This is a genomic window from Marinobacter bohaiensis (assembly GCF_003258515.1).
In the GTDB taxonomy this organism is placed as follows: Bacteria; Pseudomonadota; Gammaproteobacteria; order Pseudomonadales; family Oleiphilaceae; genus Marinobacter_A; species Marinobacter_A bohaiensis.
The window spans coordinates 71,067-96,096 of sequence record NZ_QGEH01000005.1; the positions used below are offsets into that span (position 1 = coordinate 71,067).

Consider the following 25,030-nt stretch of genomic DNA (forward strand, 5'->3'; position numbering starts at 1 on the left):
TACTCTGCGCCGCCCGGCCCCGCACCGCCGCCAATCGAGCAGCGGTGCAAGCGCGCCTCAGCCGCGCAGGGACTTGAGAATCGCCTCGGCGACGTCCACCCGCACCTTGCCCTGGGCCACCAGTTCCTGGGCCACCTTGTCGACCTCGTCGCCGGTGGCGCCGACCATGACCGCGATGTTCTTCGCGTGCAGGGCCATGTGACCTTTCTGAATACCGGTGGTCGCCAAAGCCTTAAGGGCGGCGAAGTTCTGGGCCAGGCCGACGGCGGCGATGGTGCAGGCCAGTCGTTCAGCGGTCTGGATGCCCATGATGTCCAGCGCAATGCGGGCCGTAGGATGCGAACGCGTGGCGCCGCCGATCAGTCCCACCGCCAGCGGCATCTCGATGGTGCCGGTAAGGTTGCCGTCGGCATCCACTTCCCAGCGAGTCAGCGAACGGTACTGGCCGGAGCGGGCGGCGTAGGCATGTGCCCCCGCTTCCACGGCGCGAGTGTCGTTGCCGGTCGCCAGCACCACCGCGCTGACGCCATTCATGACGCCCTTGTTGTGGGTCGCTGCCCGGTAGGGATCGATGTCGGCGAAGTCGTAGGCCGCCAGGATGCCGTCCCGAACCTCAGCACCGCCGATGTCCTCCAGCGACCAGGTGGCTCGGGCCCGCGCCAGGCGACGATCCGCCAGGTTGGACAGGATGCGCAGGTAGGTACGCCCGCCGGTCCATTCCGCAACCCGCGGTGCCACCGCCTCGGCCATGGAATTGACGGCGTTGGCCCCCATCGCGTCACGGGTGTCCACCACCAGGTGGGTGACCACCATAGGGCCGTCGCGCCCCTCCAGAACGCGCACTTCCACGTCGCGAAAGCCGCCGCCGTGTTTCAGCAACACCGGGTCGGTGTCATCGCAGATCGCCTGAATGTCGGATTTGTGCTCCAAAATCTGCAAGCGGGCAAACTCAGGATTGGTGACGCCCACCAATTGCACCTGGGCGATCATCAGCGAACCGGACATGGCGGTGGTGAACCCGCCGCTGCCACGGCACTGGCGGGCGGCATTGCAGACCGCGGCGACCACCGAGGACTCCTCGGTCGCCATGGGCACCAGCACCTCCTGCCCGTCAACCACCATGTTGGTGGCCACTCCCAGGGGAATGTTGAGGGTGCCGATGACGTTCTCGATCATGGAATCGGCGGTGGCCGCATCCAGGTTGCCGGTATCCGCCAGATGGGCGATGGCGTCGTCACCCAGACCGGCGGTTTCCGCCACCTTCTGCAGGCGCTCCCGGGGGGACAGTTTGTGCAGCCCGGGAATGCGGGATGTGGTCGTAGTCATGGTCAGTCTTCTCCTGTAATCAGGGCCGTGCGGGCTGCGCAATCTGCTCCGGCAGCCAGGTCACGATGTCGGGGAATAGGATGAACAGCGCCAGGGCCAGCAGCTGCAGGATCAGGAACGGCACAATCGCCCGGTAGACGGTCTCCATGCCGATGCCGTCGGGTAGCACGCCCTTGATGTAGAACAGCGTGTAGCCGAAGGGCGGCGTGATGTAGGCCATCTGGGCGGTGATCAGGAACAGGACACCGAACCAAAGCGGATCGAAATCGAAGGCATGGATGATCGGCAGGAACACCGGCACGCACAGCAGGATGATGCCGATCTCATCCAGGAACAGGCCCAGGAACACCAGCACCAGCATCATCGCCAGCAACACCAGCCAGCGGTTGACCTCCAGGTCCTGAATGAACTGCAGCAGGGAATCGGCGCCGCCGGTGCCGGTAAAGATCGACACGAAGATCTTGGCGCCGATGGTGATCCACATGATCATGGTGGTCACCCGCAAGGTATCCATCGCCGCCGCCCGCAGGTTGCCCAGGTTCAGCTCGCGCTGGAAGGCCGCGGAGATCATCGCGCCCACCACACCAACCGCCGCGGCCTCTGTGGGCGTGGCAATACCCGCGTAGATACTACCCAGCACCGCGAACACGATCAGCGTCGGCAGAATCAGCGACTTGAGGGAGGCGAACATCTCGCGCAGGTCGACCGTGCCGTTCAACTCACGAGGGGCCTTATCTGGCTGCAGGGTGGCCCGCAGCACGATGTAGGCCACGTAGAGCCCGGCCAGCACCAGACCCGGAACGATGCCGGCGGCAAACATCTTGCCCACCGAAATCTGCGCCGTGGCCGCGTAGACGATGGTGATGATCGACGGCGGAATCAGGATCCCCAGCGTGCCACCCGCGCATATCGTGCCCAGGGCGAGACGCTGGTCGTAGCCACGCTGGAGCATCGACGGCAGCGCCAGGATGCCCATCGCCGCCACCGCCGCGCCGACGATCCCGGTCATCGCCGCCATCACCGTGCAGATGGCAACGGTACCTACGGCCAGGCCGCCGGGCAGGCGCCGGAACCAGAGTTCCATGGCCCGGTACAGGGCCTCGATGATGCCCGAACGCTGCAACACGCTGGCCATCAGCACATAGAGTGGAATCGCCAGAAGTATGTCCGAGGTCATGGCATCGAAGGTCTGCAGCACCGTCAGGACCAGGGCGTCAGTGCCCCAGAGCGCGATGGTGAAGAGGACCGCCAGCGACGACAGCACGAATGCCAGGGGCATGCCGCTCAACAGTAGCACCAGCAGACCCACGAACATCATCGACAGGACCAGGGTGGAACTCATACCGCCACCTCCCGGCCCAGTGCACGACGTGCCGCCAGTACAGTTTCCGCCAGGGCCTGCAGGAGCAGCAGTCCGAAGGCGACGGGAATCAGCGCCTTCACCGGCCAGATCGCAGGGTTCCAGGCGGTGAAGGAAGTTTCACCGCTGTTGTAGGCGTTCATCGCCACAGGCAGGCTCTGATCGATGAAAATCACCGCGATGACAACAATCAGCGGATAGGTCAGGCAATCGATGGCTCCAGCCATGCGCGGGGACAGCTTGCCGTAGAGGATGTCGACGTTAACGTGCCCCGCCGTGTGCAACAGGTAGGGCCCGGCCAGCATGAAATAAGGGCCGAACAGCAACGTCGACAGCTCCATGGCCCAGACGGTGGGCGCGTCGAAGAAGTATCGGGCCACCACTTCGTAGCTGATCACCGCCACCATGACAAAGACCAGCGCGGAAACGGCACCGGCCACCCAGCGGTTGACCGCCGTAATGCAACGGCAGTAGCCAAGAAGAACAGGCATAGTAAACCTCAGCAGGGGATGGCTGCCCGGCCGGCAGGCCGGGCAGCTACGTCAGTAACGGATGCGATCAGTCGATCAGATCGAGCTCTTTCATGAAGGCGATCTGGCTGTCCAGCACCCGGTTGGCCAGCTCGTCGTCACCGGCAGCCTTACGCCAGGCTTTCATCGCGGTGGGACGGCCCTCGGCGACGATTTCCGGGCTCAGGTGAATCACTTCGACACCCTGCTCCTCGAACTTCTTCAGCGCCACCGCGTCCTGGGCCAGGATATGCTGGCGCAGGGACGAGGAGATTTCCCGTGCAGCCACCGCCAGCGCCGTCTGGTAGGACTCCGGCAGCTTGTTATAAGCGGCCTGGTTGGCCACGTAACTGGTAGCCGTGGTGGGCTGGTGGAAGCCGGGCACCACGACGTAGTCCGCCACTTCCCCCAGACCCGCTTCGAGGTTGGCGGTCAGGTCGCCGCGGTCGGCAAAGTCGATGACGCCCTTTTCCAGGGCCTGATACACCTCGGCAGTGGGCAGGCCGGTGGTGGCAACGCCGAATTCACCCATCACCGCGCTGGCCAGCCCCACGAAACGCCCTTTCTTACCCTTCAGATCGTCCAGGGAGTTGAGCGGGAACTTGGCGTGGATGGGCTCCTGACCGTAGACGGTCGGCGCAATGTAGAACAGACCCGCCTTGGCGTATGCTTCGCGCGCCATCTCCAGACCGCCCTTCTCGTAGAACCAGGCCTCGTACTGGTCCGGCTCGGGGAAACCGAAAGGCACGGTACTGGTGAAAGCAAAGGCCGGGATGGAACCGGCCTCGTAGCCGTCAAAGGTTTTCATCATTTGGAAGGCGCCGGCTCGCACAGCTTCGAACGCCTGGGCCGACGGCGCCAGCTGGCCACCGGCGAAGAGGCGAATCTGGAATTTGCCATCGGTCAGGTCGGCAACCCGCTGGACGAACTGTTTCTCGTACTCGTAGGGCGTGGTCCCGGCGTCCCACAGTGCCTGCATGCGCCAGTTCACGCTGGGCAGCTCGTCGGCTGCAGCCAGTCCCGGCAGGGCCGCGCTCGCGGCAACGAGCAGGGACGCGGCCATCGATTTAAGAAAACTGCGACGGTTGTTATTGGCCTGTAATTTCATGACGTTCTCCGTTGTGAGTGGCGACGTCCTCCGTTCAGGGAATGGCGGACGCGCCACATTTTCTTATCGAACCTGATCTTTTATAGAAGCTGTTTTCCGGTCGCTCCGGGTTGTCCCGGGTGTCCGCCACTGCAGCGACGACCTCCGGAACCCGCGGCCCGACTCGCCCATCGTCTCCGGAGATTATTTCCGGCTGGACTTCTGTGCGGATCCTGTACAAAACTTAGGACAGTGACAAAAACTGAACAAGGTACAATTTGCCAAATTGTCCCATGCACTGTACCCAGAAAAATAAGGGTACAATCCAGGTGAAGGTATGAATCAGCAACCCGCGCGAGCCCAGCAGATCGCGGACACAATCGTCAGCCAGATCGAGAAGGGAGAACTCACCGCCGGCACCCGACTGCCATCGATTCGCAGCGCCGCACAGGGCTTTGGCGTCTCCAAGAACACCATCATCGACGCTTACGACAGACTGGTCGCCACTGGCTATGTCACGCCGCGGCGAGGTTCGGGCTTCTACGTGGAAGCGGCCCGGCCGGCCCATCCGGACATCAAGCCCGAGCACTTCACCGAAGCGGTGGACCTGATCTCACTGTTGCGCGAGCAGTTGAACCAGCATTACGAAGTGCGCGCCGGCGATGGACGTTTGCCCGCCAGCTGGATGGAAAACGCCGATATCCGGCGTCAGTTCAAGCGCATCGCGCCCACCAACGACAACGGTGACGAGTTCGAGTACGGCAACCCACAGGGACTGCTGGGACTGCGCGAAGACATCTCCCGCACCCTGACGGACCGCGCCATCAGCGCTCACCCGGATCAGGTGCTGCTCACCTTCGGTGCCAATCACGCCCTCGACCTGATCGTGCGGCACTTTGTCGACGCGGGGGAACCGGTGCTGGTGGAAACACCCGGCTATTACCCGATGTTCGGCAAACTCCGCCTACAGCGGGCCAGGACCATCGGCGTACCCCGCGGGCCCGCGGGCCTGGACCTGGAACGCCTGGAACAGGCCATTCGCGAGCACAGGCCCCGCTTGCTGTTTGTCCAGCCCATGGCGCACAACCCCACCGGCACCTCGATGCCCCTGCAGAACATGCACGCCGTGCTGCGCATTGCGGAACAGCACGACCTGACCATCATCGAGGACGACCCGTTCGGCGACATTCTGCCCCGTTCCGCGCCCCACCTCGCGTCGCTGGATGCCCTCAACCGCGTGATCTACGTCGGCACCTTTTCCAAGACCCTGTCCGCGAGCCTGCGCTGCGGCTACGTTGCCGCCAGCCGCAAACTGATCCGGTCACTGACCGACATCAAGATGCTGACGGTGGTGAACGGCTCCAGCGTGATCGAGCGAATGATCCACGAGATGATCGTGCGTGGCCGCTACCGCCGCCACATGACCCGACTGCGGGACCGCGTTGCCAAGGCCGGCGCCGAAGCGGTGGCCGCCCTTCAGCAGGCCGGTATCGACAACATCCAGCCGCCAACCGGCGGTTACTACGTCTGGTGCCCGCTACCAGCGCATGTGGACGGCATCGAGCTGGCCCACAAGGCTTCAAACCAAGGCATCTTCCTGGCGCCAGGCCATCTGTTCACGCTGTCGGATCAGGACGCCGGCTCGGCCCTGCGAATCAACATCGCCCACGCCCGGCATCCGCGGCTGCTCGACTTTCTAAGGGAGGAGATCGTCGGACCGGGGCGCCGTTCGTGATGCCCCGGACGATCAGTTAGGACTGGAAAACCGCGCCCGGTAATCCGTTGGCAAAATGGCGAGGTACTTGCGGAAGGTGCGACGCAGCTGCTCATCCGACGAAAAGCCGCAGCGGAAGGCAATGCTTTTCAGGGGCAATTCCGTGTCCTGCAGCAGGCGACGGGCCTTGTCGAGACGCGAGCGCTCGACAAATTCCAGAGGACTCATACCGGTCTCTTTCTGGAACAGCCGCGTGAGATGGCGCAGGCTCATGGCGGCTTCCTCCGCCAGTTCGTTGGACGTGAACGGCGTCTCCAGGTGATCCATGATCCAGGCCTGAATGCGTCGCACGGCGGAGGACTGGGACATCTGACTGGCGAGATCCGCACTGAACTGGGACTGTCCGCCCGGGCGCTTGAGGAAAATCACCAGATCCCGCGCCACCTCCAGCGCCAGCTTGTGACCGCAGTCCCGCTCGACGAAGGCCAGCGACAGGTCGATGGCAGCGCTCACCCCGGCCGACGTCCAGAGGTTGCCCTGCTGGATGAAAATGGCGTCCACGTCCACCTCAACCGCAGGAAACCGTTCCTCCAGTCGTTTCGACATGCGCCAGTGGGTGGTCGCCCGCCGGCCGTCCAGCAAACCGGCCTGCGCCAGGAAGAAGGTGCCGGTGCACAGGGCGGCAAAGCGTTTGATCCGCGGTGCGGCGGATGTCACCCAGTCGATCACGCCCTGGGCGTTGGCCATGGACCCTTCAATGTCGTGGGCGCCGGCCACCAGGGCGGTGTCGGGCAGATCGTCCGGGTCCAGCGATTGGGCGGCGTCGAGCGTCATCACCGTATCGGACGTCACCGGCCCGGCCACGGCGGCGGCCACGCGGATGTCGTAGAACGGAGCCATTCCCTGGCTTTCCAGGTGCTTGTTAGCATAGGTGAACACCGTCAGCGGGCCGATCGCCTCCAGTGATTTGAACCCCGGATAGATGACCAGATCGACGCGGTGTCTCTGGCGTTCGGACATGCAAAACCTCTTCACTGAATGGCGGATGGTGCGCCGTGTCCAAATTTACAGGCGATGTGTCCCTGATCCGGGGCAATTCGACGGGCAGAGCGCGGCGGCGTGCATTATCCTAATCGAATTGCATGGCACATCGAAATTGAGGAGAACCAACTGATGAAATCCCGCGCGGCCGTGGCCTTTGGCCCCAATAAGCCTCTGGAAATCGTTGAAGTCGACGTGGAACCGCCCAAGGCCGGCGAGGTGCTGGTGCGCATCGTCGCGACCGGCGTGTGCCACACCGACGCCTACACCCTGTCCGGCGCCGATCCGGAAGGCCTGTTCCCGACCATTCTCGGTCACGAGGGCGGCGGCATTGTCGAAGCCGTCGGCGAAGGCGTGACTTCCCTGGAAGTCGGTGATCACGTGATCCCGCTCTACACCGCCGAGTGCGGCGAGTGTAAGTTCTGCACCTCCGGCAAGACCAACCTGTGCGGCTCCGTGCGCGCCACCCAGGGCAAGGGCGTCATGCCGGACGGCACCAGCCGCTTCAGCTACAACGGCGAGCCGCTATACCACTACATGGGCACCTCCACCTTCTCCGAGTACACGGTACTGCCGGAAGTGTCCCTGGCCAAGATTCCCAAGGAAGCCCCGCTGGACAAGGTCTGCCTGCTGGGTTGCGGCGTCACCACCGGCATCGGTGCGGTGCTGAACACCGCCAAAGTCGAAGAGGGCGCCACCGTGGCCATCTTTGGTCTGGGCGGCATCGGCCTGGCGGCGATCATCGGCGCCAAGATGGCCAAGGCCGGGCGCATCATCGCGATCGACATCAACCCGTCCAAGTTCAAGATCGCCGAAGAGCTGGGCGCGACCGATTTCGTCAACCCGAAGGACCACGACAAGCCGATCCAGGAAGTCATCGTCGAGATGACCGACGGCGGCGTCGACTACTCCTTCGAGTGCGTGGGTAATGTCGAGCTGATGCGTTCCGCTCTGGAGTGCTGCCACAAGGGCTGGGGCGAATCCATCATCATCGGCGTCGCCGGCGCCGGCGAGGAAATCAGCACCCGTCCGTTCCAGCTGGTCACCGGCCGGGTCTGGAAAGGCTCCGCTTTCGGCGGCGTAAAGGGCCGCACCGAGCTGCCCGGCTACGTGGAAAAAGCCGAGAAAGGCGAGATTCCGCTGGATACCTTCATCACCCACAACATGAAGCTCGAAGACATCAACGAAGCGTTCGAGCTGATGCACGAAGGCAAGAGCATCCGCACCGTCATTCACTACTGATGACGCATCCCCCAGGCCCTCCCCGGGCCTGGGGGGATTTCCCTCAGACCAGTCCCCGCAGCGCGGGTAACCGCCTCAGTACCGCTCGCCAACGCCCCACCTTCGACCATCGCTTCGTGATGTTTGGTAACCACCGGCTCCGGAGGCCGCCATCCGCTCTATAATGGCGGCGAGTGCATCAAGGAAGGTGATTATGAAAGCGTTCACGATTCTGTGCCTTGCCCTGTCGGCAGCGGGCTGCGGCGGCTCTTCGTCTGACAGCAGCGCCTCGGCGTCGACCGGTGATCAAGCCGGACCCGCCCCCGTTACCGGCGGCGACTGGTATCAGCCGGTACCGCTGACCACCTGGCAGTGGCAACTGCAAGGGACCGTCAACGAAAGCTATGCCGTTGAGATGTACGACATCGACCTGTTCGATGCGGACATCTCAGTGATCCAGTCACTCCAGGCCAGCGGCAAGAAGGTGATCTGCTACTTCTCTGGCGGCTCCTACGAAAACTGGCGCGACGACGCCGGGGCGTTCGACGACGCGGATCTCGGTAACGCCCTCGACGGCTGGGACGGCGAGCGCTGGCTGGACATCCGCAACCAGAACGTACGCGACATCATGGCCGCACGGCTGGATGTCGCCGTCGACAAGGGCTGCGATGGCGTGGAACCGGACAACATGGACGGCTACACCAACGATCCGGGGTTCGATGTCACCGCCGCCGACCAGCTCGACTACAACCGCTGGCTGGCCAACGCGGCGCATACACGGGAATTGGCCGTCGCCCTCAAGAACGACCTGGCCCAGGTCGGAGACCTAGTCGACTATTTCGATTTCGCCGTCAACGAGCAATGCTTCGAGTACGACGAGTGCGACAAACTGCAGCCGTTCATCGACGCCAACAAAGCCGTTTTCAACGCCGAGTACCTGGACGCTTACCGGACCGACACAGCCCAGCGCAACGCCCTGTGCACGGCCAGCGTGAACCGCCAGTTCAGCACCCTCATTCTCGACCTGGAGCTGGACGACAGCTATCGCGACAGCTGCAACTGAACGCGGAGCCACGTTGACCCCGGCGGCCACCAACCGGACAATTCAACGGCCATCCGCCTTTTACCGACGACGTCGACCGACACAGGCCCTTCGCGATGCCGACCCAACGATTCCGGGCCCCGCTGCTGCTGGCTCTCTCCGCCAGCCCGCTGCTGGGCGCCGCGCAAACCACCGAACTGAACAGCATCACCGTGACCTCCGGCCGCCTGGAGCGGGAACTCTACGACACGCCCGCTGCCACCTCGGTGGTCGACGAGGACGCCATCGCCCAGGGCCAACAGCGGCTCAAGCTGGACGAATCCCTGGGCCAGGTGCCCGGCGTATTCATGCAGAACCGGGAGAACTACGCCCAAGGGGAGCGGGTATCGATCCGCGGTTTCGGCGCCCGGGCGGCGTTCGGGGTCCGCGGCGTGACGGTGCTGGTGGACGGCATCCCCTACACCCTGCCCGACGGCCAGGCGCAACTCGATGCCATCGACCTGAACACCGCCGAAAGCATCGAGGTGATCCGCGGTCCGGCGTCGGTGCTCTACGGTAACGCCGCCGGCGGTGTGCTCAGCGTCACCACGCCCGACGGTCGCCGCCAGCCGGATCACACCACCCTGCGACTGGAAGGCGGCAGCGACGGCTATGGCCAGTTTGCCGCCGGCAACAGCGGCGAAAATGGCCCCTGGTCGCACAACCTCAGCGTCTCGGCCCTGAATACCGACGGCTACCGTGATCACAGCCACGTGGAGAAGTACCTGCTCAACGGTAAGCTGCGACGCGATCTGGGCGATGACCGGGCGCTCACTGCCGTATTCAATCTGCTCGACAACCCGCGCTCGGAGGATCCAGGCGCCCTGACCGCCGAACAGGTCGAGGAAGATCGCGAGCAGGCCGGCCGTTTCACCGAGGAGTACGACACCGGCCAGAGCGTCGACCAACAGGTGCTGGGGCTGCAATACCAGGACCTTTCCGCCGGCCCGGGCGAATGGTACGTCAAGACGTTCTACCTGCGCCGTAACTTCAATCAGCAGCTGCCCTACCCCGGCGACAGCCTGATCCATTACGACCGCGACTACTTCGGCGCCAGCACCGAGTACCGCCAGTCGTTGGCGCTGGGCGGACGGCCGCTGCGCTATGTCGCCGGCGTGGAAGCGCGCCGCCAGCGCGACGATCGCGGCCGCCGCGAGGTCTCCTTCGCCGGCGACATCGGCGGGCTCACCGCCGACGAGGTGCAGACCGCCACCGCCGTCGGCGCCTTCGCCCAGACCGACCTGGACCTGACTGACAAGCTGACCCTGTCCCTGGGCGGCCGTTTCGACCGCGTCGAGCTGGCCGTGGACGACCACTTCCCCAGCGACGGCAACCAGAGTGGTGAACAGACCTTCCGCGAGTGGAGCGGCTCGGCCGGGCTGAGCTACCGCTACCGGCCGTTCCACCAGGTGTACGCCAACGTCAGCACGGCTTTCGAGACGCCCACCTTCTCGGAATTCGCCAACCCCAGCGGCGTGGGCGGCTTCAATCCCGACATCGAGCCGCAGCAGTCGCTCAACCGCGAACTGGGCCTGCGCGGCGATCTCGGCTACGGCGTGGATTACGACGTCACCCTGTTCTGGGTGGACGTGCGCGACGAACTGATCCCCTACGAGCTGCCCGGCGACAACGACCGCACCTTCTACCGCAACGCCGGCGATACCAGCCGCAAGGGCGTCGAGCTGGCTCTGGGCTGGCGCTTCGCGCCCCAATGGCGAGTGGAGTCGGCACTGACGCTGGCGCGCTACCGCTTCGACGACTACACCGCCAACGGCAACGACTACGACGACAACCGCATCCCCGGTCTGCCGGAGCGGACCTGGAACACCGAGCTGCACTGGAACGGCGCCGGCGAGCGTTTTGCCGCCCTCGAGACCCGCTACGTGGGCGATATGAAAGCCGACGACGCCAACACCGTGGAGGTCGATGACTACTGGTTGCTGGGTCTGCGTGGCGGGGATGGCTGGTACGTCGGGCGCGACACCTTACTCAAGGCGTACGCCGGCATCCGCAACCTGCTGGACGAGGACTACTTCGCCAACGTACGCATCAACGCCAGCAACGACCGTTATTTCGAGCCGGCGTCTGGGCGCACCTGGTACGCCGGGATTGAACTGACGTTCTAGTAGTGTCCCGTTAGCCCCACCAGGCCTCCATCCGCGCCTCCAGTTGCCGGAACCGGCGCGTGTAGTGGATCACCCAGCCACCGATCCAGCCGCCCAGCACGATGTCGAAGAAACCGGTCAGAGCGAGATTGTCGGGGGAGGCGGCCGCAGGTTTTGCCAGAGACCAGCCCGGAGCGGACCAGCCGCTCGCCCTGCCGTCGTCGGTGCCCGGGGAATACCCCATGGCATCGACGGATTTGTCGACGCGCCCTTCACGGAGCACTGATCGATTTGTATACTGAAGTCGCTTTGCGAACACAAGTTCGTTATTCGAACACGGCAAGCCGTTCAACAACACAACAAGGCCGGAGCCACCCATGAACAAGAAACTCAAGCAATACGTACCCTACGCCCTCGCCCTGTCGCTGGCCGGGACCGCGCTAAGCGCCCAGGCGGCCACCACCCTGCGCGTCGCCCATTTCTTCCCGGCCGCGTCGGACGTCAACCAGAACCTCTTCAAGGCCTGGGCCAATGCCGTCGAGGAAGATTCCAACGGCCAGCTGCGCGTGCAGATGTTCCCATCAGGCACCCTGGCCAAGGCCGACGCCATCTATGAAGCGGCGGCCAACGGCATCGCCGATGTCGGCATCACTGTCCAGGGCTACACCGCCGGACGCTTCCCGCTGACCCAGATCGTCGAGCTGCCGGGCATCGCCCCCACCGCCAGCGCCGGCGCCTGCGTGCTGCAGACCCTCTACGACGAAGGCCACCTGGACGACGAATACGCCGATACCCATCCGCTGTTCATGTTCACCACCGGCCCTGGCTTCGTACACACCAAGGACACCCTGGTGGAAACGCCGGAAGACCTGGCCGGCCTGCGCATCCGCCGGCCCACGTCCCTGGTGGGCGACATGCTGACCGATATGGGAGCCACCCCGGTAGGCATGCCGGCGCCGGACATCTATACCTCCATGCAGCGCGGCGTGATCGACGGTGTCAGCCTGCCCTGGGAAGGTATCAAAACCTTCCGCCTCAATGAGCTGGCCACCCAGCACACCCAGGTTCCGTTCTATTCCCTGGGGCTGATCGCCACCATGAACCAGCGCACCTACGACCGCCTGAGCCCGGAGGAAAAAGCCGCCATCGACGCCAATTCCGGCATGAAGTGGGCGGAGAATGCCGGCGAGGTGTTCAATGAACTGGACCGCCAGGGCAAGGAAGAAGCGGTCGAAGCCGGCCACACCATCCTGGAAATCGAGGAACCGCTGGAGAACCCGGACTGGCAGGGCCCGCTCACGGCGGGCATCGAGAGTTACCTGGGCAAGCTGGAAGAGCGCGGCCTGCCGGCCCGCGAGGTCTATCAGGCGGCCCAGGCCGCCAGCAACGCCTGCACCAGCGGTCAATAACGCACCGCTTTGGAAAGGGGGCGTCCCGCGCCCCCTTCCGTCACCGCGTTGCGCCTCCGTGCCGGAGGCCGCGGCGCGCCCTTGTATTCACCTGCCGCCTCTCCTTTATTGAAGGATACCCGACGAGCGTCCGGCGCCGGACGGCTATGACATGTACGTGCCAGCGGCCCGGCCATGGCACCGCCCGACAAGGCCGCCGTGGATTTCGAATGGATAATAAGGAAGCATACGATTAGGCGACGTGCGATCCGGGTCGACAGTTTTGTCAATGCGCTCTTCACGAAACACTGAACGATTTGTATACTCGAACTCGGCTTGCGAACATAAGTTCGTTATTCGAACAAAGACAGACCAAACTATAAGAGCAATCTACAAGACCAAAAGGCCGGAGCCACTCATGCATAACAAACTCAAGAAGTACCTACCGTTTGCCCTCGCCCTGTCCGTAGCAGGCGTATCGGCGACCGCCCAGGCGGCCTCCACGCTGAGGATGTCCCATTTCTGGCCCGCCGCATCGGGCATCAACCAGGACATCTTCGAGCAATGGATCGACGCCGTGGAAGCCGACTCCAACGGTGAGCTGCGGGTCCAGAACTTCCCGTCCGGCACCCTGACCAAGGCCGACGATGCCTACGAGGGCGCAGTCAACGGCATCTCCGACATCGCCATCACCGCCCAGGGCTACACCGCGGGCCGTTTCCCGCTGTCCCAGATTGTGGAACTGCCGGGCGTGGCCAGCACCGCCAGCCAGGGTGCCTGTGTGCTGCAGACCCTGTACGACGACGGCCAGATCGCCAGCGAATACGAAGACACCCACGTGCTCTTTATGTTCACCACCGGTCCGGGCTACATCCATACCCGTGACACGCTGGTCGAGAAGCCTTCCGACCTGGACGGCCTGCGCATCCGCCGCCCCACCGCCGTGGCCGGGGACATCCTGGAGAACATGGGCGCCAGCCCGGTGGGCATGCCCGCGCCGGACATCTACACCTCCATGCAGCGTGGCGTCATCGACGGCCTGAGCTTTCCCTGGGAAGGCATGAAAGTGTTCCGCCTCAACGAGCTGGCCGAATACCACACCGAAGTGCCCTTCTACTCGCTGATCTTCGTGGCCACCATGAACCAGCGCAGCTACGACCGCCTGAGCCCGGAACAGAAGGCCGCCATCGACGCCAACTCCGGCATGAAGTGGGCGGGCAAGGCCGGCGCCGTGTTCAACGGTCTGGACAAGGCCGGCAAGCAGGCCGCGAAAGACGCCGGCCACACCATCAAGGTGGTGGAGAACCCGCTGGACGACCCGCAGTGGCAGGCTCCGCTGAAGAAAGGAATCGAAGACTACCTCTCAGGACTCGAGGAGCGCGGACTGACCCAGGCCCACGACGTTTACCAGGCCGCGCTGGCAGCACGCCAGAGCTGCGCCGACTGATATTCCGGAGATAGTCATGCAACGACGGATTGAAAGCTTCAGCCGTCAGCTCGCGACCCTGTGCTGGATCATCGCCGGCATCGCCCTGGTGGCCCTGCTCGGGGTCACCATCGCCGATGTGGCGACGCGCTACCTGTTCCGGCTCACCGACGGCGCCATCGCGCTGCGGGTGACCGGCAGCGTCGAGCTGGTCAGCTACCTGCTGTTGTGCTCCCTGTTGGCGTCCATGGCGGCCAACGTGGAAAAAAGCCAGGTGGTGGTCGAAGCCCTGACCCATAACCTGTCGGAGGCCATCAAGTCGCGCCTGCACGGGATTTACCTGCTGGGTTTTGCGGCCCTGGGCCTGGTCATTTTCATCGGCCTGCTCAACTCGGCCGAAGGCGCCGCCAAGCACGGCGAAGTGACCCAGGACCTGCGCCTGCCGATGAGCCCGATCTACTACGCCGCCGCCGCGATGAGCTTCCTGCTGGGTCTGCGCGCGTTGATCGAGTCCATCCTCAGTGTCGTTTTCGGTACCCACGCGGAGGTGTCCCATGGCGAGTGAAATGATTGGCGCCATCGGCCTCGGCGCCCTGCTCGTACTGATGGTGTTACGGGTCCCCGTTGCACTGACCATGCTGATTGTCGGCTTCGTCGGCTTCGCCCAGGTGATCACCTGGGACGCGGCGATCGCCCAGCTCAAGACGGTACCGGTGGAAGTACTGTCCAACTACAGCTTCAGCGCCATTCCCATGTTCATCCTGATGGGCGTGCTGGCGGCGCATTCCGGCATGGCCGGCAAGCTGTTCCATTCCACGCGCACCATCTGCGGCGGCTGGAAAGGCGGTCTGGCGATCGCGGCCGTGGGGTCGTGCGGGATCTTCTCCGCCATCTCCGGTTCCTCCCTGGCCACGGCCAGCACCATGACCCGCGTTGCCTTGCCGGAAATGGAGCGCTACGGCTATAACCGTGGCCTTGCCACCGGCGCCCTGGCGGCGGGCGGCACCCTGGGTATCATGATCCCGCCCAGCATCGCGCTGCTGATCTACGCCATCCTGACCGAGCAGTCCGTGGGCGACATGTTCATGGCCGGCCTGGTACCGGGCCTGATGGGGCTGGTGCTGTATGCGGTGACCATCAGCGTGGTGATGCGCCTCAAGCCATCCCTGGCGGTGGCCGGCGAGCGCACCAGCTGGACCGAGAAGCTGCTGTCCCTGTCCGGGCTGGCGCCGTTCTTCGCGGTGTTCCTGCTGATCATCCTGGGCATCTACTACGGCCTGTTCACCCCCACCGAGGGGGCTAGCGTTGGCGCCTTCGCCACCCTGGTGTACGCGGTCATCAAGGGGCTGCGCACCCGCGAGCTGTGCCAGGCGGTCAAGGAAACCCTGGCGCTGTCCACCGTCGTGTTCTTCATGCTGGTGGGCGCGGAAATGCTGGGCTACTTCATTTCCGTCTCACGCATCTCCTTCTCGATCAGTGACCTGCTGTTCAACGCCGATCTGGCCCCGATGGTGGTCATCCTGTGCATCCTGGCCCTGTACCTGGTGCTGGGCATGTTCATGGACTCCATCGCCATGCTGGTGATCACCGTGCCGGTGGTGTACCCGATCGTTCAGTCCCTGGGCATCGATCCGGTCTGGTTCGGCATCGTCACCGTGCTGACCATTGAGCTGGGGCTGATTACGCCACCGGTGGGCATGAACGTGTTCGTGATCAAGGCCATGGCGCCCCACGTCAAACTGGGGGAAATCTTCCGCGGCGTATCGCCGTTCATCGTCTCGGATTTCCTGCGCCTGGCCCTGCTGCTGATATTCCCGGCCCTGGTCACCGTCTTCCTGGTCTGATCCGGAAGATACACCCTTCCCCGTTGCGCCCGGGACCTCTGGTTCCGGGCTTTTTTGTGTCCGACGGGCGACCGCCCTACCCTTCGTCGCCATGGCGCAACCGGAACGCCTTGGGCGTCATGCCGGTGAGGCGCTTGAAGAAGCGGGTGAAGTAGGCCGGTTCGGAGAAACCCAGCAGGTCGGACACCTGGCTGATGGTGAGGTTGGTGTAGGTGAGGTTGCGCTTGGCCTCCAGCAGCACCCGCTCGTGCAGCAGCTGCAGGGCGCTGGCGCCGGTCTCGCGACGGCACAGGGCGTTGAGGTGGGCGGCGGTGATGCCCAGGGATTCAGCGAACCACTCCACCCGCGGCTGGCTCAGGAAGTGGCTCTCGATCAGGGCCTGGAAGTCGCGCACATGCCCTTCCGAACGCTCCGAGCGACTGCCGGTTTGCGGTGCCGGTTCCGTGGCCTGGCCGCCGCGCTCCTTGCGCCGCATCAGCTGGGTCACCAGCGCCTGGATCAGCCCGTGCAGCGCCATCTCCCGGCCGGCGGCCGGATGCCGGTATTCTTCGGCGATTTCCTCCACCAGCCTCTGGATCCGTTCGGCCAGACCTTCCTCGTGCAGCGGGTAAAAGCCGGCACGGGTCAGCACCGGCGCCACGGGCCCAGGCCAGGCAGCGAGATGTTCCGCCAGCGGTCGCGCCAGGGTAATGATGTGACCGTCGGTGTCCCGGCTGAAACGGAAACCGTGGATGGTCATGGCCGGAATGACGATGAACACCGGCCCCGCCACCTGATGTTCCAGCCCTTCCAATTCCAGCGTCAGCTGCCCCTCCCGGATATGCAGCACGTGCACCAGATCGGCGTGGCGGTGGGTGCGGATGTGCCAGTCGTGCAGCCGGCTGCGGGCGGCGATGGATTCGCAGTGCAGTAAATCCGGCGTCGGCCACTGTCGGGTTTCCCCGTACAGCTTGAACACCGGGATCTGCTCCATGTCCGCTGCCGGCCGGGCCGGTTTCGTCACCATGCCGCCTCCACGTTCGCTCGTCATCGAATCCCGTAAAAGTCCAATTCTTTGTTCAGATTTTGCCTTATATCCCAGCGCATTTCCCGGAAAACTACAAGTAACAACGAGATCAAGAACGACCGAGGTACACCGATGAAAACAACAATCGCCATCATTGGCGCCGGACCGTCCGGCCTGCTCCTGGGCCAGCTTCTGCAGCGCCAGGGCATCGACAACGTCATTCTGGAACGCCGCACCGGCGAGTACGTGCTCAGCCGCATCCGCGCCGGCGTGCTCGAACAGGGCACCGCCGATCTGCTGCGCGAAGCCGGCGCCAGCCAGCGCATGGACGCCGAGGGCCTGCCCCACGACGGCGTCGAGTTGGCCTTCAACAACCGCCGCGTGCGCGTCGACCTCAAAGGGCTGACCGGTGGCAAGTCGGTGATGGTCTACGGCCAGACCGAAGTCACCCGCGACCTGATGGAAGCCCGCGAAGCCAGCGGCGGCCAGACCCTCTACGAAGCGGACAACGTGCAACTGCACGATGTCGACTCCGACGCTCCCTACGTCACGTTCGAGAAAGACGGCGAGAGCCTGCGCCTGGACTGCGACTACATTGCCGGTTGCGACGGTTTCCACGGCGTCTCGCGCCAGAGCATCCCGGAAGACCGCATCCGCACTTTCGAGAAGGTCTATCCGTTCGGCTGGCTGGGCCTGCTGTCCGACACGCCACCGGTCTCGGAGGAGCTGATCTACGCCCACCACGAGCGCGGCTTCGCCCTGTGCAGCCAGCGCTCGGCCACCCGCAGCCGTTACTACGTACAGGTGCCGCTGGACGAGAAAGTGGAAGACTGGTCCGACGAGCGCTTCTGGGACGAGCTCAAGCGCCGCATTCCCGAGGACGCCGCCGCCAATCTGGTGACCGGCCCGTCGCTGGAGAAGAGCATCGCGCCGCTGCGCAGCTTCGTCACCGAACCGATGCAGTACGGCCGCCTGTTCCTGGTGGGCGACGCCGCCCACATCGTGCCGCCGACCGGTGCCAAGGGGCTGAACCTCGCCGCCAGCGACGTCCACAGCCTGTACCATCTGCTGATGAAAGTGTGCCACGAAGGCCGCACGGACCTGATCCCCAACTACTCCCGGGCCTGCCTGAGCCGGGTCTGGAAGTCCGAGCGTTTCTCCTGGTGGATGACGTCCCTGCTGCACCGCTTCGAGGGCCAGGACGAGTTCGAATACCGCCTGCGCCAGGCGGAGCTGGACTACCACACCAGCACGGAAGCCGGCCTTCGGGTCATTGCCGAGAACTACGTGGGCCTGCCCTACGAGTCCATCGAGTAATCCGTAACGCGGCGCACGGCATCAGGCTGTGCGCCGCTCCCCATCAGACGCCGCCTGCCCCCCGGCTTCCGCTTTCCGCCGCGTGCCATAGGTTCGATGCAGGATCAGGTAGGCCGCACTGCCGATCACCACGCCCCAGAACGCCGAGGACAGACCGAACAGCGACATGTTCGACGCGGTGGCGATGAAGGTGATGGCCGCCGCCTCGCGGTGACTTTCCTCTCCCAGCGCCGACACCAGGTTGCCGGCGATCGCGCCGATCAGCGCCAGCCCCGCCAGCACGGTGACGAAGGCGTCCGGCAGGGATGTGAACAGACTCACGATGGAACCGGCGAACAGCCCGCCCACCAGATAGAACAGCCCGTTGGCGATGCCCGCCACGTAGCGTTTGTCCGGGTCCTGGTGCGCGTCCCTGCCGGTACACAGCGCCGCGGTGATCGCAGCAACCACCGTGGTGATGCCGCCAAACAGGGCGAACGGCAGGGACACCAGGCTGGTGACGCCAATGATCGGCCGTGCTGGTGTGCGATAGCCGGCGCCGCGCAGGATCGCCATGCCGGGCAGGAACTGACCGGTGAGGCTGACCAGCACCAGCGGCAGCGCCAGGCTCAGGGTGGCGTGCAGGGTCCACTCCGGTGCGATCACCTGGGGCACCGCAATCGACCACTCAACCGCCGACAGGGAGGCACCTTCCAACGTGACGGCCAACGCAACCCCCGTCACCAGTAGCAGGACCAGCGCGTAGCGCGGCGCCAGCCGCCGGAACACCAGGTAAGCCAGTACCATGCCCACCGCCAGGGCCGGCGTGGTTTCGATGGCCTGGAAGGCGCCCAGCCCGAACTGGAACAGGATGCCCGCCATCATGCCGGCGGCGATGCCTTTCGGAATACGGCGCACCAGCCCGTCGAACAGACCGGTCACGCCGATCAGGAAGATGATCACGGCGGCGGTGATGTAGGCCCCCACCGCTTCGTTCAGGGACAGGGACGGAAACAGCGTCACCAGCAGCGCGGTGCCAGGCGCCGACCAGGCGGTCACCACCGGCACCTTGAGCCAGACGCTGAGCAGGATGCCGGACAACGCCGCGGCGATGGAAATGGCCCAGACCCAGGACGTCATCATGGCCGGTGAAATGCCGGCGCTGTCACCGGCCTGGAAAAAGATGGCCAGCGGCCCGGAATAGGATATCAATACCGCCAGGAAACCGGCGGTCACCGCTGAGATCGACCAGTCTCGAAACATCGGGTTCACTCTCCTCGGGTCAGAAACGAAAACGGCCCCGGAGGCCGTGAAACCGCCGGGGCAAAGTGGGGCTTGCGAACAAAGAGGAGCCCCAGTGACCGTCAGGTATTGCCGGACAGGGCGGTCGCCGGCCGCACGTCGGGCGTCGCCGGCTTGCGTTCACGATCCACCAGCAGCATGGCCAGGGTGGCGATCGCGCCCGGCACCGCCAATGCCAGGAAGTTCATGTGATGCGGCAGGGCCAGCGCCAGCAGCGCGCCACCCAGCAGCGGCCCGACGATGGCGCCGTTGCGGCCGATGCCGGAGGCCCAGCCCAGGCCGGTGGAACGGATCGCCGCCGGGTAGTATTGCGCCACATAGGCGTAAAGCAGGATCTGCGAGCCGATGGTAGTGGCCCCGGCAATGCCGACCAGCGTGTACAGCAGCCACATCGGGCTTTCGTGGCCCAGCATGATCAGCGACGCGGAACCGAGGACGAAAAAGCTGACCAGCACCTTGCGCAGGGACAGACGATCCGCAAGCCAGCCGCCACCCACCGCACCGACGATGGCGCCGACGTTGAGGATCATCAGGAACATCAGGCTGGAGCTGAGACCGTAGCCGGCCATGGACATCAGCTTGGGCAGCCAGGAGCCCAGTGCGTAGACCATCAACAGGCAGGTGAAGAAGGCGGTCCAGAACATCAGGGTGCTCATGGTACGGCCGTTGCGGAACAGCTCCACCACCGGCGCCTGGTCGGATTCGGCTGGCGGCAGGGCCAGGGTGTCCTGTTCACGGATGTTGGATTCCGGCGAAATGGCCCGGACGATGGTGCGCACCTCGTCCTCACGCCCCTGTTTCTTCAGGAACGCCACCGAATCCGGCAGGTAGCGCATCACCAGCGGCAGCATCAGCAGCGGCACCACGGCCAGGTAGAACATCACTTCCCAGCCGAAGGTGGGGACGATCCAGATGCCCAGGCCGGCGGACATCATGCCGCCCACGGCATAGCCGCTGAACATCAGCGCCACCAGGGTGCTGCGCTTGCGTTTCGGGGCGTACTCGGTCATCAGGGCGACCACGTTGGGCATCACCCCGCCGATGCCGAGCCCGGCGATGAAGCGCAGGATGCCGAACTGCCAGGGCGTGGAGGCGAAGCCGTTAACCACCGTGGTGACACTGAACAGCACCACGCACAGGATAATCACCTTCTTGCGCCCCCAGGCGTCGGACAGCATGCCGAAGCCCATCGCGCCGAACATCATGCCGAACAGGGCGGCACTGCCCAGGGCGCCAGCGGCCATGGGGCTGAGTTGCCACTGTTCCATCAGCAGCGGCAGGACGACCCCGTAGATCACCAGGTCGTAACCGTCGAAAATGATGATGAGGGTGCACCAGAACAGTACGTTCCAGTGGAACTTGGTAAAGCGCGCGTGGTCGACCACGCGGTTGACGTCGATCGTATTCATTTCTGTTGTGCTCCACTACTTGTTGTTGTCGGGAGCCCCGCCCGCAGGCGGGGAACAGCTTGGTTTGTCGGATGCGTTGTGTTTTCCGGGTCTCTCTCACGTCCCGCCGGTCAGCCCAGGTCTCCCCCGGCCACCGGCAGGACCGTTCCGGTGATGTAGCTGGCGTCGTCCGAGGCCAGGAACAGGATGGCTCCGGCCTGCTCGTCGAGCGTGCCGTAGCGATGCATCAGGCAGGACGCTTTGGTCTGGTCGATATGGGCCTGGAACCAGGCTTTTTCCTGCGCGTTCGTGGCTTCCGGCGTACCGCGCGAGATCCGCCGCGGCGGCGCTTCGGTACCGCCCGGCGCGGTGGCCACGACGCGGATGCCGTGCTCGGCATACTCGAAGGCCAGCGACGCGGTGATCGCGTTGACACCCCCCTTGGCGGCCGAGTACGGAATCCGGTGGATGCCCCGGGTCGCGGCGGAGGAGACGTTGACGATCACGCCGCCCTGCTGGGCGACCATGGCCGGCAGCACCGCCCGGCAGCACCACAGCGTGGGCATCAGCGAGCGGGTGATCTCGGCGCTGATCTCGGTGTCGGAAAACTCGGTGAACGGCTTGAAGTTGATCGCCCCGCCCACGTTGTTCACCAGCACGTCGATCCGGCCGAAGTGGGACAGGGCCCTGTCGGCAATCCCGTTGGCGCCGTCCCAGGTTTCCAGATCGGCCTGCAGGGCAATGGCCTCGGCCCCGGTTTCGGTCAGCTCGGCAACCAGCTCGAGGACCAGATCGGAGCGGTCCACCAGGGCCAGTCGCGCGCCCTCGGCGGCGGCCCGCTCGGCGACCCGCCGCCCGATCCCCTGGGCGGCGCCGGTGATCAGCATCACCCTGTCCTGGAATCGCAGACTCATGCGACTTTCTCCTTGGCGGCCGGTGCGCTCGGGGTGAACTTCTCGTAGTGGAACGAGTTGGGGTCAATGCCCTCGTCGCGGAAGTACCCCAGCACCGCGTCCACCATCGGCGGCGGCCCGCACAGGTAGACGTCCACATCGCCATCGGCCAACGGCGCGCCGTCCATATGCTGGGTGACGTAGCCCTTGCGCGGGTGGTCGCTGGCCTCGCCCGACACGCAGGTGGTGTAGGTGAAGTTATCCAGCTCGGCGGCGAACGCATCCAGGGCATCAAGGCCAACCAGGTCGTCGTCGTTAGTGACGCCATAGATCAGGTGTACCGGCTGGTCGCTGGGGTTCGCTTTAAGGTGCTTGAGCATCGACAGCAGCGGCGCCAGACCGGTCCCACCGGCCAGCATCAGCACCGGGCGCTCCACCGCGCGCAGGTAGAAGCTGCCCATGGGGCCGGTGAGCGTGAGCGTATCGCCGGTGCGGGCGGTGCCCACCAGGTAGCTGCTCATCAGGCCGCCCGGCACGTTGCGGATCAGGAAGCTGAGATCGCGACTGCCGGGCTCGGAACTGAACGAGTACGCCCGGGTTTCCTCGGTGCCTGGCACCTGGATATTGACGTACTGGCCCGGCAGGAAGCCGATGTCGTCGTCGGCGCTGAGCTTCAGCTCGATGGTGGTGCTGGACACCAGGTTGACTTCCGCCACGGTCGCCGCCACTTCGGCGATGCCGGTCTTGCACAGGGTCGAGGCCGCCGGCACCTCCACCACGCAGTCGCTGGAGGGCACCATCTGGCAGGTCAGCACCATGCCCTGCTCGGCTTCCTCGTCGGACAGGGCCTCGTCGATGTACTCGTCGCCCATGTCGAACGCGCCCTGGTGGCAGCGGCCCTTGCAGGTGCCGCACACGCCGTCGGAGCAATCCATCGGCAGGTTGATCTGGTTGCGGTAGGCCGCATCCAGCACGGTTTCCCCGTCGTTGCAGTCGATGAAGCGGGTGACCCCGTCTTCGAAGTTAAGCGCGATGTTGTAACTCATGATGTTGCCCTCCCATCAATCCAGGCTGGTTGACGCCCTCACAGGTGATAGACGTCGAGTACCTGGTTGATGCAGTCATTGATCAGAACGATCCGCTTCTCGCGGATCAGCGGCCGCTCGCCGGTAACGTCCAGGGTGTAGAAGGACGTGCCGTAGTATTCGGCGGACTGCTTGTAGCGATAGGCCTTGGTCAGCCAGTTGAAGCGCAGCTTCACCTCGTTGTCGTCCTGGGACAGGATCTCCAGGTTGCTGGTGAAGTGCGTGGTGCGCGGCTCCGGCAGGGAGCTGGCCCCCGAGCGCTCGGTCTTCAGGCGGAACACCCGGTCTTCCAGGCCGTCCTTGTTGGGGTAGTAGATCAGCGAGATCTCGGTCTGCGGGTCCTCGGTCAGCTCGTCGTCGTCATCCCAGGCCGGCATCCAGTAGGTGACGTCCGGGTGGTAGCACTCGAGCCACTTGTCCCACTCGCGGTCGTCCAGGAAACGGGCCTCGCGGATGATGAACTGCTCGATGTCGTGGTAACTCAGGCTCATGCCGTGCCCTCCTTTTCACCTTCTGTTTCACCGTCGGATGCCGCCATCGGGATGAAGCGCGCCTTCTCGGCCGCAATCGCCCGGCTCATTTCGTCCTGCCAGTGCTGGTGGTGGTTGACGTAGAGGCCCTCGTCCTCCGGCTTGGCACCGCTCATGATCGGTTTCATGTCGAGCTGGTTGGCGTGCTCGTCCGGGCCGTCGATCCAGTGCGCCGCGCCGCGACTCATGTCGTTCCAGCGCATATCGCGGGCTTCATAGCCGTTCTGGCAACCGCGGAACTCTTCCAGATCGTCCGGCGTGCCCATGCCGGACACGTTGAAGAAATCCTCGTACTGCCGGATGCGCTTGGCGCGCAGCTCGGCCGGCTCGTTCCTGGGGCCGAAGGCGTAGATGGTGATCTCGGTCTTGTTGACGTCGATCGGACGGGCCACCCGGATCTGGGTGGAGAACTGGTCCATCAGGTACACGTTCGGGTACAGGCACAGGTTCTTGGTAGTGCGCACGATGGAGTCGGCACGGGCCTCGCCGTAGGTCTCCTGCAGACGCTCAAGCTGGCTGAAGATGGGCCGCACCTCCGGGTTCAGCAGGCGCGTCCAGAGCATCATGTGGCCGTGCTCGAAGGAGTAGAAACCGCCCTCGGCGGACCAGCTCTTGGCGTCCACCGCTTCGGTGCCGCCCTTGTCGTAGTTGCGCTGGCCCATGGTGGACAGGTAATTCCAGTGCACCGTGGAGACGTGGTAGCCGTCGGCGCCGTTCTCGGCGGTCAGCTTCCAGTTGCCCTCGTAGGTGTAGGTCGAGTTTCCGCGCAGGATCTCCAGGCCGTCCTCGGACTGGTCGACGATGTTGTCGATGATCTTGGTGGTCTCGCCCAGGTACTCCTCCAGCGGCACCACGTCCGCATTCAGGCTGCCGAACAGAAAGCCGCGATAGTTCTCGAACTTCGGCATCTGCTTCAGGTCGTGGGAGCCGTCGGTGTTGAACTGCTCCGGGTAGCCGCCTTTCTTCTGGTCCTTGGCCTTGAGGAGCTTGCCGTCGTTGCGGAAGGTCCAGCCGTGGAACGGGCAGGTGAACGAGGTCTTGTTGCCGCGCTTCTTGCGGCACAGGGTCGCGCCCCGGTGCGAGCAGGTATTGAGGATCGCCTTCAGCTCGCCGTCTTTGGTGCGGGTGATCACCACCGGCTGGCGTCCCACCGTGACGGTGAAGTAATCGCCGGGCTCGCGGATCTGGCTCTCGTGCGCCAGGTAGACCCAGTTACCCTCGAAGATGTATTTCATCTCCAGTTCAAACAGGTCGCGGTCGGTGAAGATGCCGCGGTCGCACTGGTAACGGCCGGTTTCCGGGTCGGCGACGACCGCGTTGCGGACTTTCTCTTGCAGTTGATCAAGCTTGTTCGTCATCTCATCTCTCCTCTTGTTCTTGTGATGGCCGGGCGGGCCTGGCTGTTTTTCGGCGTAGAGGCCCCCTGTC

The 25,030-nt window shown here is 64.5% G+C and carries 22 protein-coding genes; 9 read left to right on the forward strand and 13 right to left on the reverse strand.

Annotated elements, in window-relative coordinates; translation table 11 throughout:
- Nucleotides 1-57 precede the first annotated feature (57 nt).
- The 4 genes from DKK67_RS18535 to dctP all read right to left on the reverse strand — a co-directional run bounded on the left by DKK67_RS18535 (nt 58) and on the right by dctP (nt 4,303).
- Nucleotides 58-1,326 carry a hydroxymethylglutaryl-CoA reductase, degradative gene (locus tag DKK67_RS18535; RefSeq protein ID WP_111498010.1) on the reverse strand — a complete coding sequence of 423 codons (1,269 nt, stop codon included), beginning with the start codon at nt 1,324-1,326 and terminating at the stop codon, nt 58-60.
- 19 nt (nt 1,327-1,345) lie between these two features.
- Nucleotides 1,346-2,668 carry a TRAP transporter large permease gene (locus DKK67_RS18540; RefSeq protein WP_111498011.1) on the reverse strand — a complete coding sequence of 441 codons (1,323 nt, stop codon included), beginning with the start codon at nt 2,666-2,668 and terminating at the stop codon, nt 1,346-1,348.
- Nucleotides 2,665-3,177, reverse strand: coding sequence for a TRAP transporter small permease subunit (locus tag DKK67_RS18545; RefSeq protein WP_111498012.1), 513 nt, complete (start codon nt 3,175-3,177; stop codon nt 2,665-2,667). The genes DKK67_RS18540 and DKK67_RS18545 overlap by 4 nt, the downstream gene beginning before the upstream one ends.
- 67 nt (nt 3,178-3,244) lie before the next feature.
- A complete protein-coding gene (gene dctP, locus DKK67_RS18550) occupies nt 3,245-4,303 on the reverse strand; it encodes a TRAP transporter substrate-binding protein DctP (RefSeq protein ID WP_111498013.1) in 1,059 nt (352 codons plus the stop codon).
- Nucleotides 4,304-4,619: 316 nt separating this feature from the next.
- Here dctP and DKK67_RS18555 point away from each other — a divergent pair, with 316 nt between their 5' ends.
- Complete coding sequence (locus DKK67_RS18555) at nt 4,620-6,017, forward strand: aminotransferase-like domain-containing protein (protein WP_111498014.1); 1,398 nt, start codon at nt 4,620-4,622, stop codon at nt 6,015-6,017.
- A 12-nt stretch (nt 6,018-6,029) separates the two neighbouring features.
- Here DKK67_RS18555 and DKK67_RS18560 read toward each other — a convergent pair whose 3' ends face one another.
- Nucleotides 6,030-7,016 (reverse strand): GlxA family transcriptional regulator, encoded by a 987-nt coding sequence (locus tag DKK67_RS18560; protein WP_111498015.1) that lies wholly within the window; start codon nt 7,014-7,016, stop codon nt 6,030-6,032.
- A gap of 150 nt (nt 7,017-7,166) precedes the next feature.
- On the opposite strand from DKK67_RS18560, the gene DKK67_RS18565 reads away from it, so the two are divergent.
- The 3 genes from DKK67_RS18565 (at nt 7,167) to DKK67_RS18575 (ending at nt 11,465) form a co-directional block, all read left to right on the forward strand.
- On the forward strand, nt 7,167-8,279 hold the full coding sequence (locus DKK67_RS18565) for an S-(hydroxymethyl)glutathione dehydrogenase/class III alcohol dehydrogenase (RefSeq protein ID WP_204355878.1): 1,113 nt from the start codon (nt 7,167-7,169) through the stop codon (nt 8,277-8,279).
- 193 nt (nt 8,280-8,472) lie between these two features.
- A complete protein-coding gene (locus DKK67_RS18570) occupies nt 8,473-9,321 on the forward strand; it encodes an endo alpha-1,4 polygalactosaminidase (protein ID WP_111498017.1) in 849 nt (282 codons plus the stop codon).
- Between the two features lie 95 nt (nt 9,322-9,416).
- Nucleotides 9,417-11,465: a TonB-dependent receptor family protein gene (locus DKK67_RS18575; RefSeq protein WP_111498018.1), complete on the forward strand. Its 2,049-nt coding sequence runs from the start codon at nt 9,417-9,419 to the stop codon at nt 11,463-11,465.
- A 10-nt stretch (nt 11,466-11,475) separates the two neighbouring features.
- On the opposite strand, the gene DKK67_RS18580 is transcribed toward DKK67_RS18575, so the two are convergent.
- Nucleotides 11,476-11,727 carry a hypothetical protein gene (locus DKK67_RS18580; RefSeq protein WP_162628878.1) on the reverse strand — a complete coding sequence of 84 codons (252 nt, stop codon included), beginning with the start codon at nt 11,725-11,727 and terminating at the stop codon, nt 11,476-11,478.
- A gap of 94 nt (nt 11,728-11,821) precedes the next feature.
- On the opposite strand from DKK67_RS18580, the gene DKK67_RS18585 reads away from it, so the two are divergent.
- The 4 genes from DKK67_RS18585 to DKK67_RS18600 all read left to right on the forward strand — a co-directional run bounded on the left by DKK67_RS18585 (nt 11,822) and on the right by DKK67_RS18600 (nt 16,102).
- Entirely contained in the window at nt 11,822-12,853 is a 1,032-nt protein-coding gene (locus DKK67_RS18585; protein ID WP_111498020.1) for a TRAP transporter substrate-binding protein, read from the forward strand.
- A 397-nt stretch (nt 12,854-13,250) separates the two neighbouring features.
- On the forward strand, nt 13,251-14,279 hold the full coding sequence (locus DKK67_RS18590; RefSeq protein ID WP_111498021.1) for a TRAP transporter substrate-binding protein: 1,029 nt from the start codon (nt 13,251-13,253) through the stop codon (nt 14,277-14,279).
- 16 nt (nt 14,280-14,295) lie between these two features.
- Nucleotides 14,296-14,823 carry a TRAP transporter small permease subunit gene (locus tag DKK67_RS18595; RefSeq protein WP_111498022.1) on the forward strand — a complete coding sequence of 176 codons (528 nt, stop codon included), beginning with the start codon at nt 14,296-14,298 and terminating at the stop codon, nt 14,821-14,823.
- Nucleotides 14,813-16,102, forward strand: a complete 1,290-nt coding sequence (locus DKK67_RS18600; RefSeq protein ID WP_111498023.1) for a TRAP transporter large permease — start codon at nt 14,813-14,815, stop codon at nt 16,100-16,102. The genes DKK67_RS18595 and DKK67_RS18600 overlap by 11 nt, the downstream gene beginning before the upstream one ends.
- A 76-nt stretch (nt 16,103-16,178) precedes the next feature.
- On the opposite strand, the gene DKK67_RS18605 is transcribed toward DKK67_RS18600, so the two are convergent.
- Entirely contained in the window at nt 16,179-17,108 is a 930-nt protein-coding gene (locus DKK67_RS18605; RefSeq protein ID WP_204355875.1) for a helix-turn-helix domain-containing protein, read from the reverse strand.
- 132 nt (nt 17,109-17,240) lie between these two features.
- Between DKK67_RS18605 and pobA the strand changes: the two genes are divergently transcribed.
- Nucleotides 17,241-18,425, forward strand: a complete 1,185-nt coding sequence (gene pobA, locus DKK67_RS18610) for a 4-hydroxybenzoate 3-monooxygenase (protein ID WP_111498024.1) — start codon at nt 17,241-17,243, stop codon at nt 18,423-18,425.
- A 21-nt stretch (nt 18,426-18,446) separates the two neighbouring features.
- Here pobA and DKK67_RS18615 read toward each other — a convergent pair whose 3' ends face one another.
- The 6 genes from DKK67_RS18615 to DKK67_RS18640 form a co-directional block, all read right to left on the reverse strand.
- Entirely contained in the window at nt 18,447-19,676 is a 1,230-nt protein-coding gene (locus tag DKK67_RS18615) for a benzoate/H(+) symporter BenE family transporter (RefSeq protein WP_322873920.1), read from the reverse strand.
- Between the two features lie 92 nt (nt 19,677-19,768).
- Nucleotides 19,769-21,115: an MFS transporter gene (locus tag DKK67_RS18620; RefSeq protein WP_111498026.1), complete on the reverse strand. Its 1,347-nt coding sequence runs from the start codon at nt 21,113-21,115 to the stop codon at nt 19,769-19,771.
- Between the two features lie 110 nt (nt 21,116-21,225).
- The gene (gene benD / locus DKK67_RS18625; RefSeq protein WP_111498027.1) at nt 21,226-22,008 is read right to left on the reverse strand and encodes a benzoate diol dehydrogenase BenD; all 783 of its coding nucleotides are present in this window, start codon (nt 22,006-22,008) and stop codon (nt 21,226-21,228) included.
- Nucleotides 22,005-23,033: a benzoate 1,2-dioxygenase electron transfer component BenC gene (gene benC, locus DKK67_RS18630; protein WP_111498028.1), complete on the reverse strand. Its 1,029-nt coding sequence runs from the start codon at nt 23,031-23,033 to the stop codon at nt 22,005-22,007. The genes benD and benC overlap by 4 nt, the downstream gene beginning before the upstream one ends.
- Nucleotides 23,034-23,071: 38 nt before the next feature.
- Nucleotides 23,072-23,563, reverse strand: coding sequence for a benzoate 1,2-dioxygenase small subunit (gene benB, locus DKK67_RS18635; protein WP_111498029.1), 492 nt, complete (start codon nt 23,561-23,563; stop codon nt 23,072-23,074).
- The gene (locus DKK67_RS18640) at nt 23,560-24,960 is read right to left on the reverse strand and encodes a Rieske 2Fe-2S domain-containing protein (protein ID WP_111498030.1); all 1,401 of its coding nucleotides are present in this window, start codon (nt 24,958-24,960) and stop codon (nt 23,560-23,562) included. The genes benB and DKK67_RS18640 overlap by 4 nt, the downstream gene beginning before the upstream one ends.
- Nucleotides 24,961-25,030 lie beyond the last annotated feature (70 nt).

Excerpts from the sequence above, each read along its gene's own strand:
- DKK67_RS18555 (WP_111498014.1), top strand. The coding sequence starts at position 4,620 with ATGAATCAGCAACCCGCGCGAGCCCAGCAGATCGCGGACACAATCGTC.
- DKK67_RS18600 (WP_111498023.1), top strand. The coding sequence starts at position 14,813 with ATGGCGAGTGAAATGATTGGCGCCATCGGCCTCGGCGCCCTGCTCGTA.
- DKK67_RS18585 (WP_111498020.1), top strand. The coding sequence starts at position 11,822 with ATGAACAAGAAACTCAAGCAATACGTACCCTACGCCCTCGCCCTGTCG.
- DKK67_RS18560 (WP_111498015.1), bottom strand. The coding sequence starts at position 7,016 with ATGTCCGAACGCCAGAGACACCGCGTCGATCTGGTCATCTATCCGGGG.
- benC (WP_111498028.1), bottom strand. The coding sequence starts at position 23,033 with ATGAGTTACAACATCGCGCTTAACTTCGAAGACGGGGTCACCCGCTTC.
- benD (WP_111498027.1), bottom strand. The coding sequence starts at position 22,008 with ATGAGTCTGCGATTCCAGGACAGGGTGATGCTGATCACCGGCGCCGCC.
- pobA (WP_111498024.1), top strand. The coding sequence starts at position 17,241 with ATGAAAACAACAATCGCCATCATTGGCGCCGGACCGTCCGGCCTGCTC.
- DKK67_RS18640 (WP_111498030.1), bottom strand. The coding sequence starts at position 24,960 with ATGACGAACAAGCTTGATCAACTGCAAGAGAAAGTCCGCAACGCGGTC.
- DKK67_RS18620 (WP_111498026.1), bottom strand. The coding sequence starts at position 21,115 with ATGAATACGATCGACGTCAACCGCGTGGTCGACCACGCGCGCTTTACC.
- DKK67_RS18535 (WP_111498010.1), bottom strand. The coding sequence starts at position 1,326 with ATGACTACGACCACATCCCGCATTCCCGGGCTGCACAAACTGTCCCCC.
- DKK67_RS18605 (WP_204355875.1), bottom strand. The coding sequence starts at position 17,108 with ATGGTGACGAAACCGGCCCGGCCGGCAGCGGACATGGAGCAGATCCCG.
- DKK67_RS18590 (WP_111498021.1), top strand. The coding sequence starts at position 13,251 with ATGCATAACAAACTCAAGAAGTACCTACCGTTTGCCCTCGCCCTGTCC.
- DKK67_RS18595 (WP_111498022.1), top strand. The coding sequence starts at position 14,296 with ATGCAACGACGGATTGAAAGCTTCAGCCGTCAGCTCGCGACCCTGTGC.
- DKK67_RS18575 (WP_111498018.1), top strand. The coding sequence starts at position 9,417 with ATGCCGACCCAACGATTCCGGGCCCCGCTGCTGCTGGCTCTCTCCGCC.
- benB (WP_111498029.1), bottom strand. The coding sequence starts at position 23,563 with ATGAGCCTGAGTTACCACGACATCGAGCAGTTCATCATCCGCGAGGCC.
- dctP (WP_111498013.1), bottom strand. The coding sequence starts at position 4,303 with ATGAAATTACAGGCCAATAACAACCGTCGCAGTTTTCTTAAATCGATG.
- DKK67_RS18545 (WP_111498012.1), bottom strand. The coding sequence starts at position 3,177 with ATGCCTGTTCTTCTTGGCTACTGCCGTTGCATTACGGCGGTCAACCGC.
- DKK67_RS18540 (WP_111498011.1), bottom strand. The coding sequence starts at position 2,668 with ATGAGTTCCACCCTGGTCCTGTCGATGATGTTCGTGGGTCTGCTGGTG.
- DKK67_RS18570 (WP_111498017.1), top strand. The coding sequence starts at position 8,473 with ATGAAAGCGTTCACGATTCTGTGCCTTGCCCTGTCGGCAGCGGGCTGC.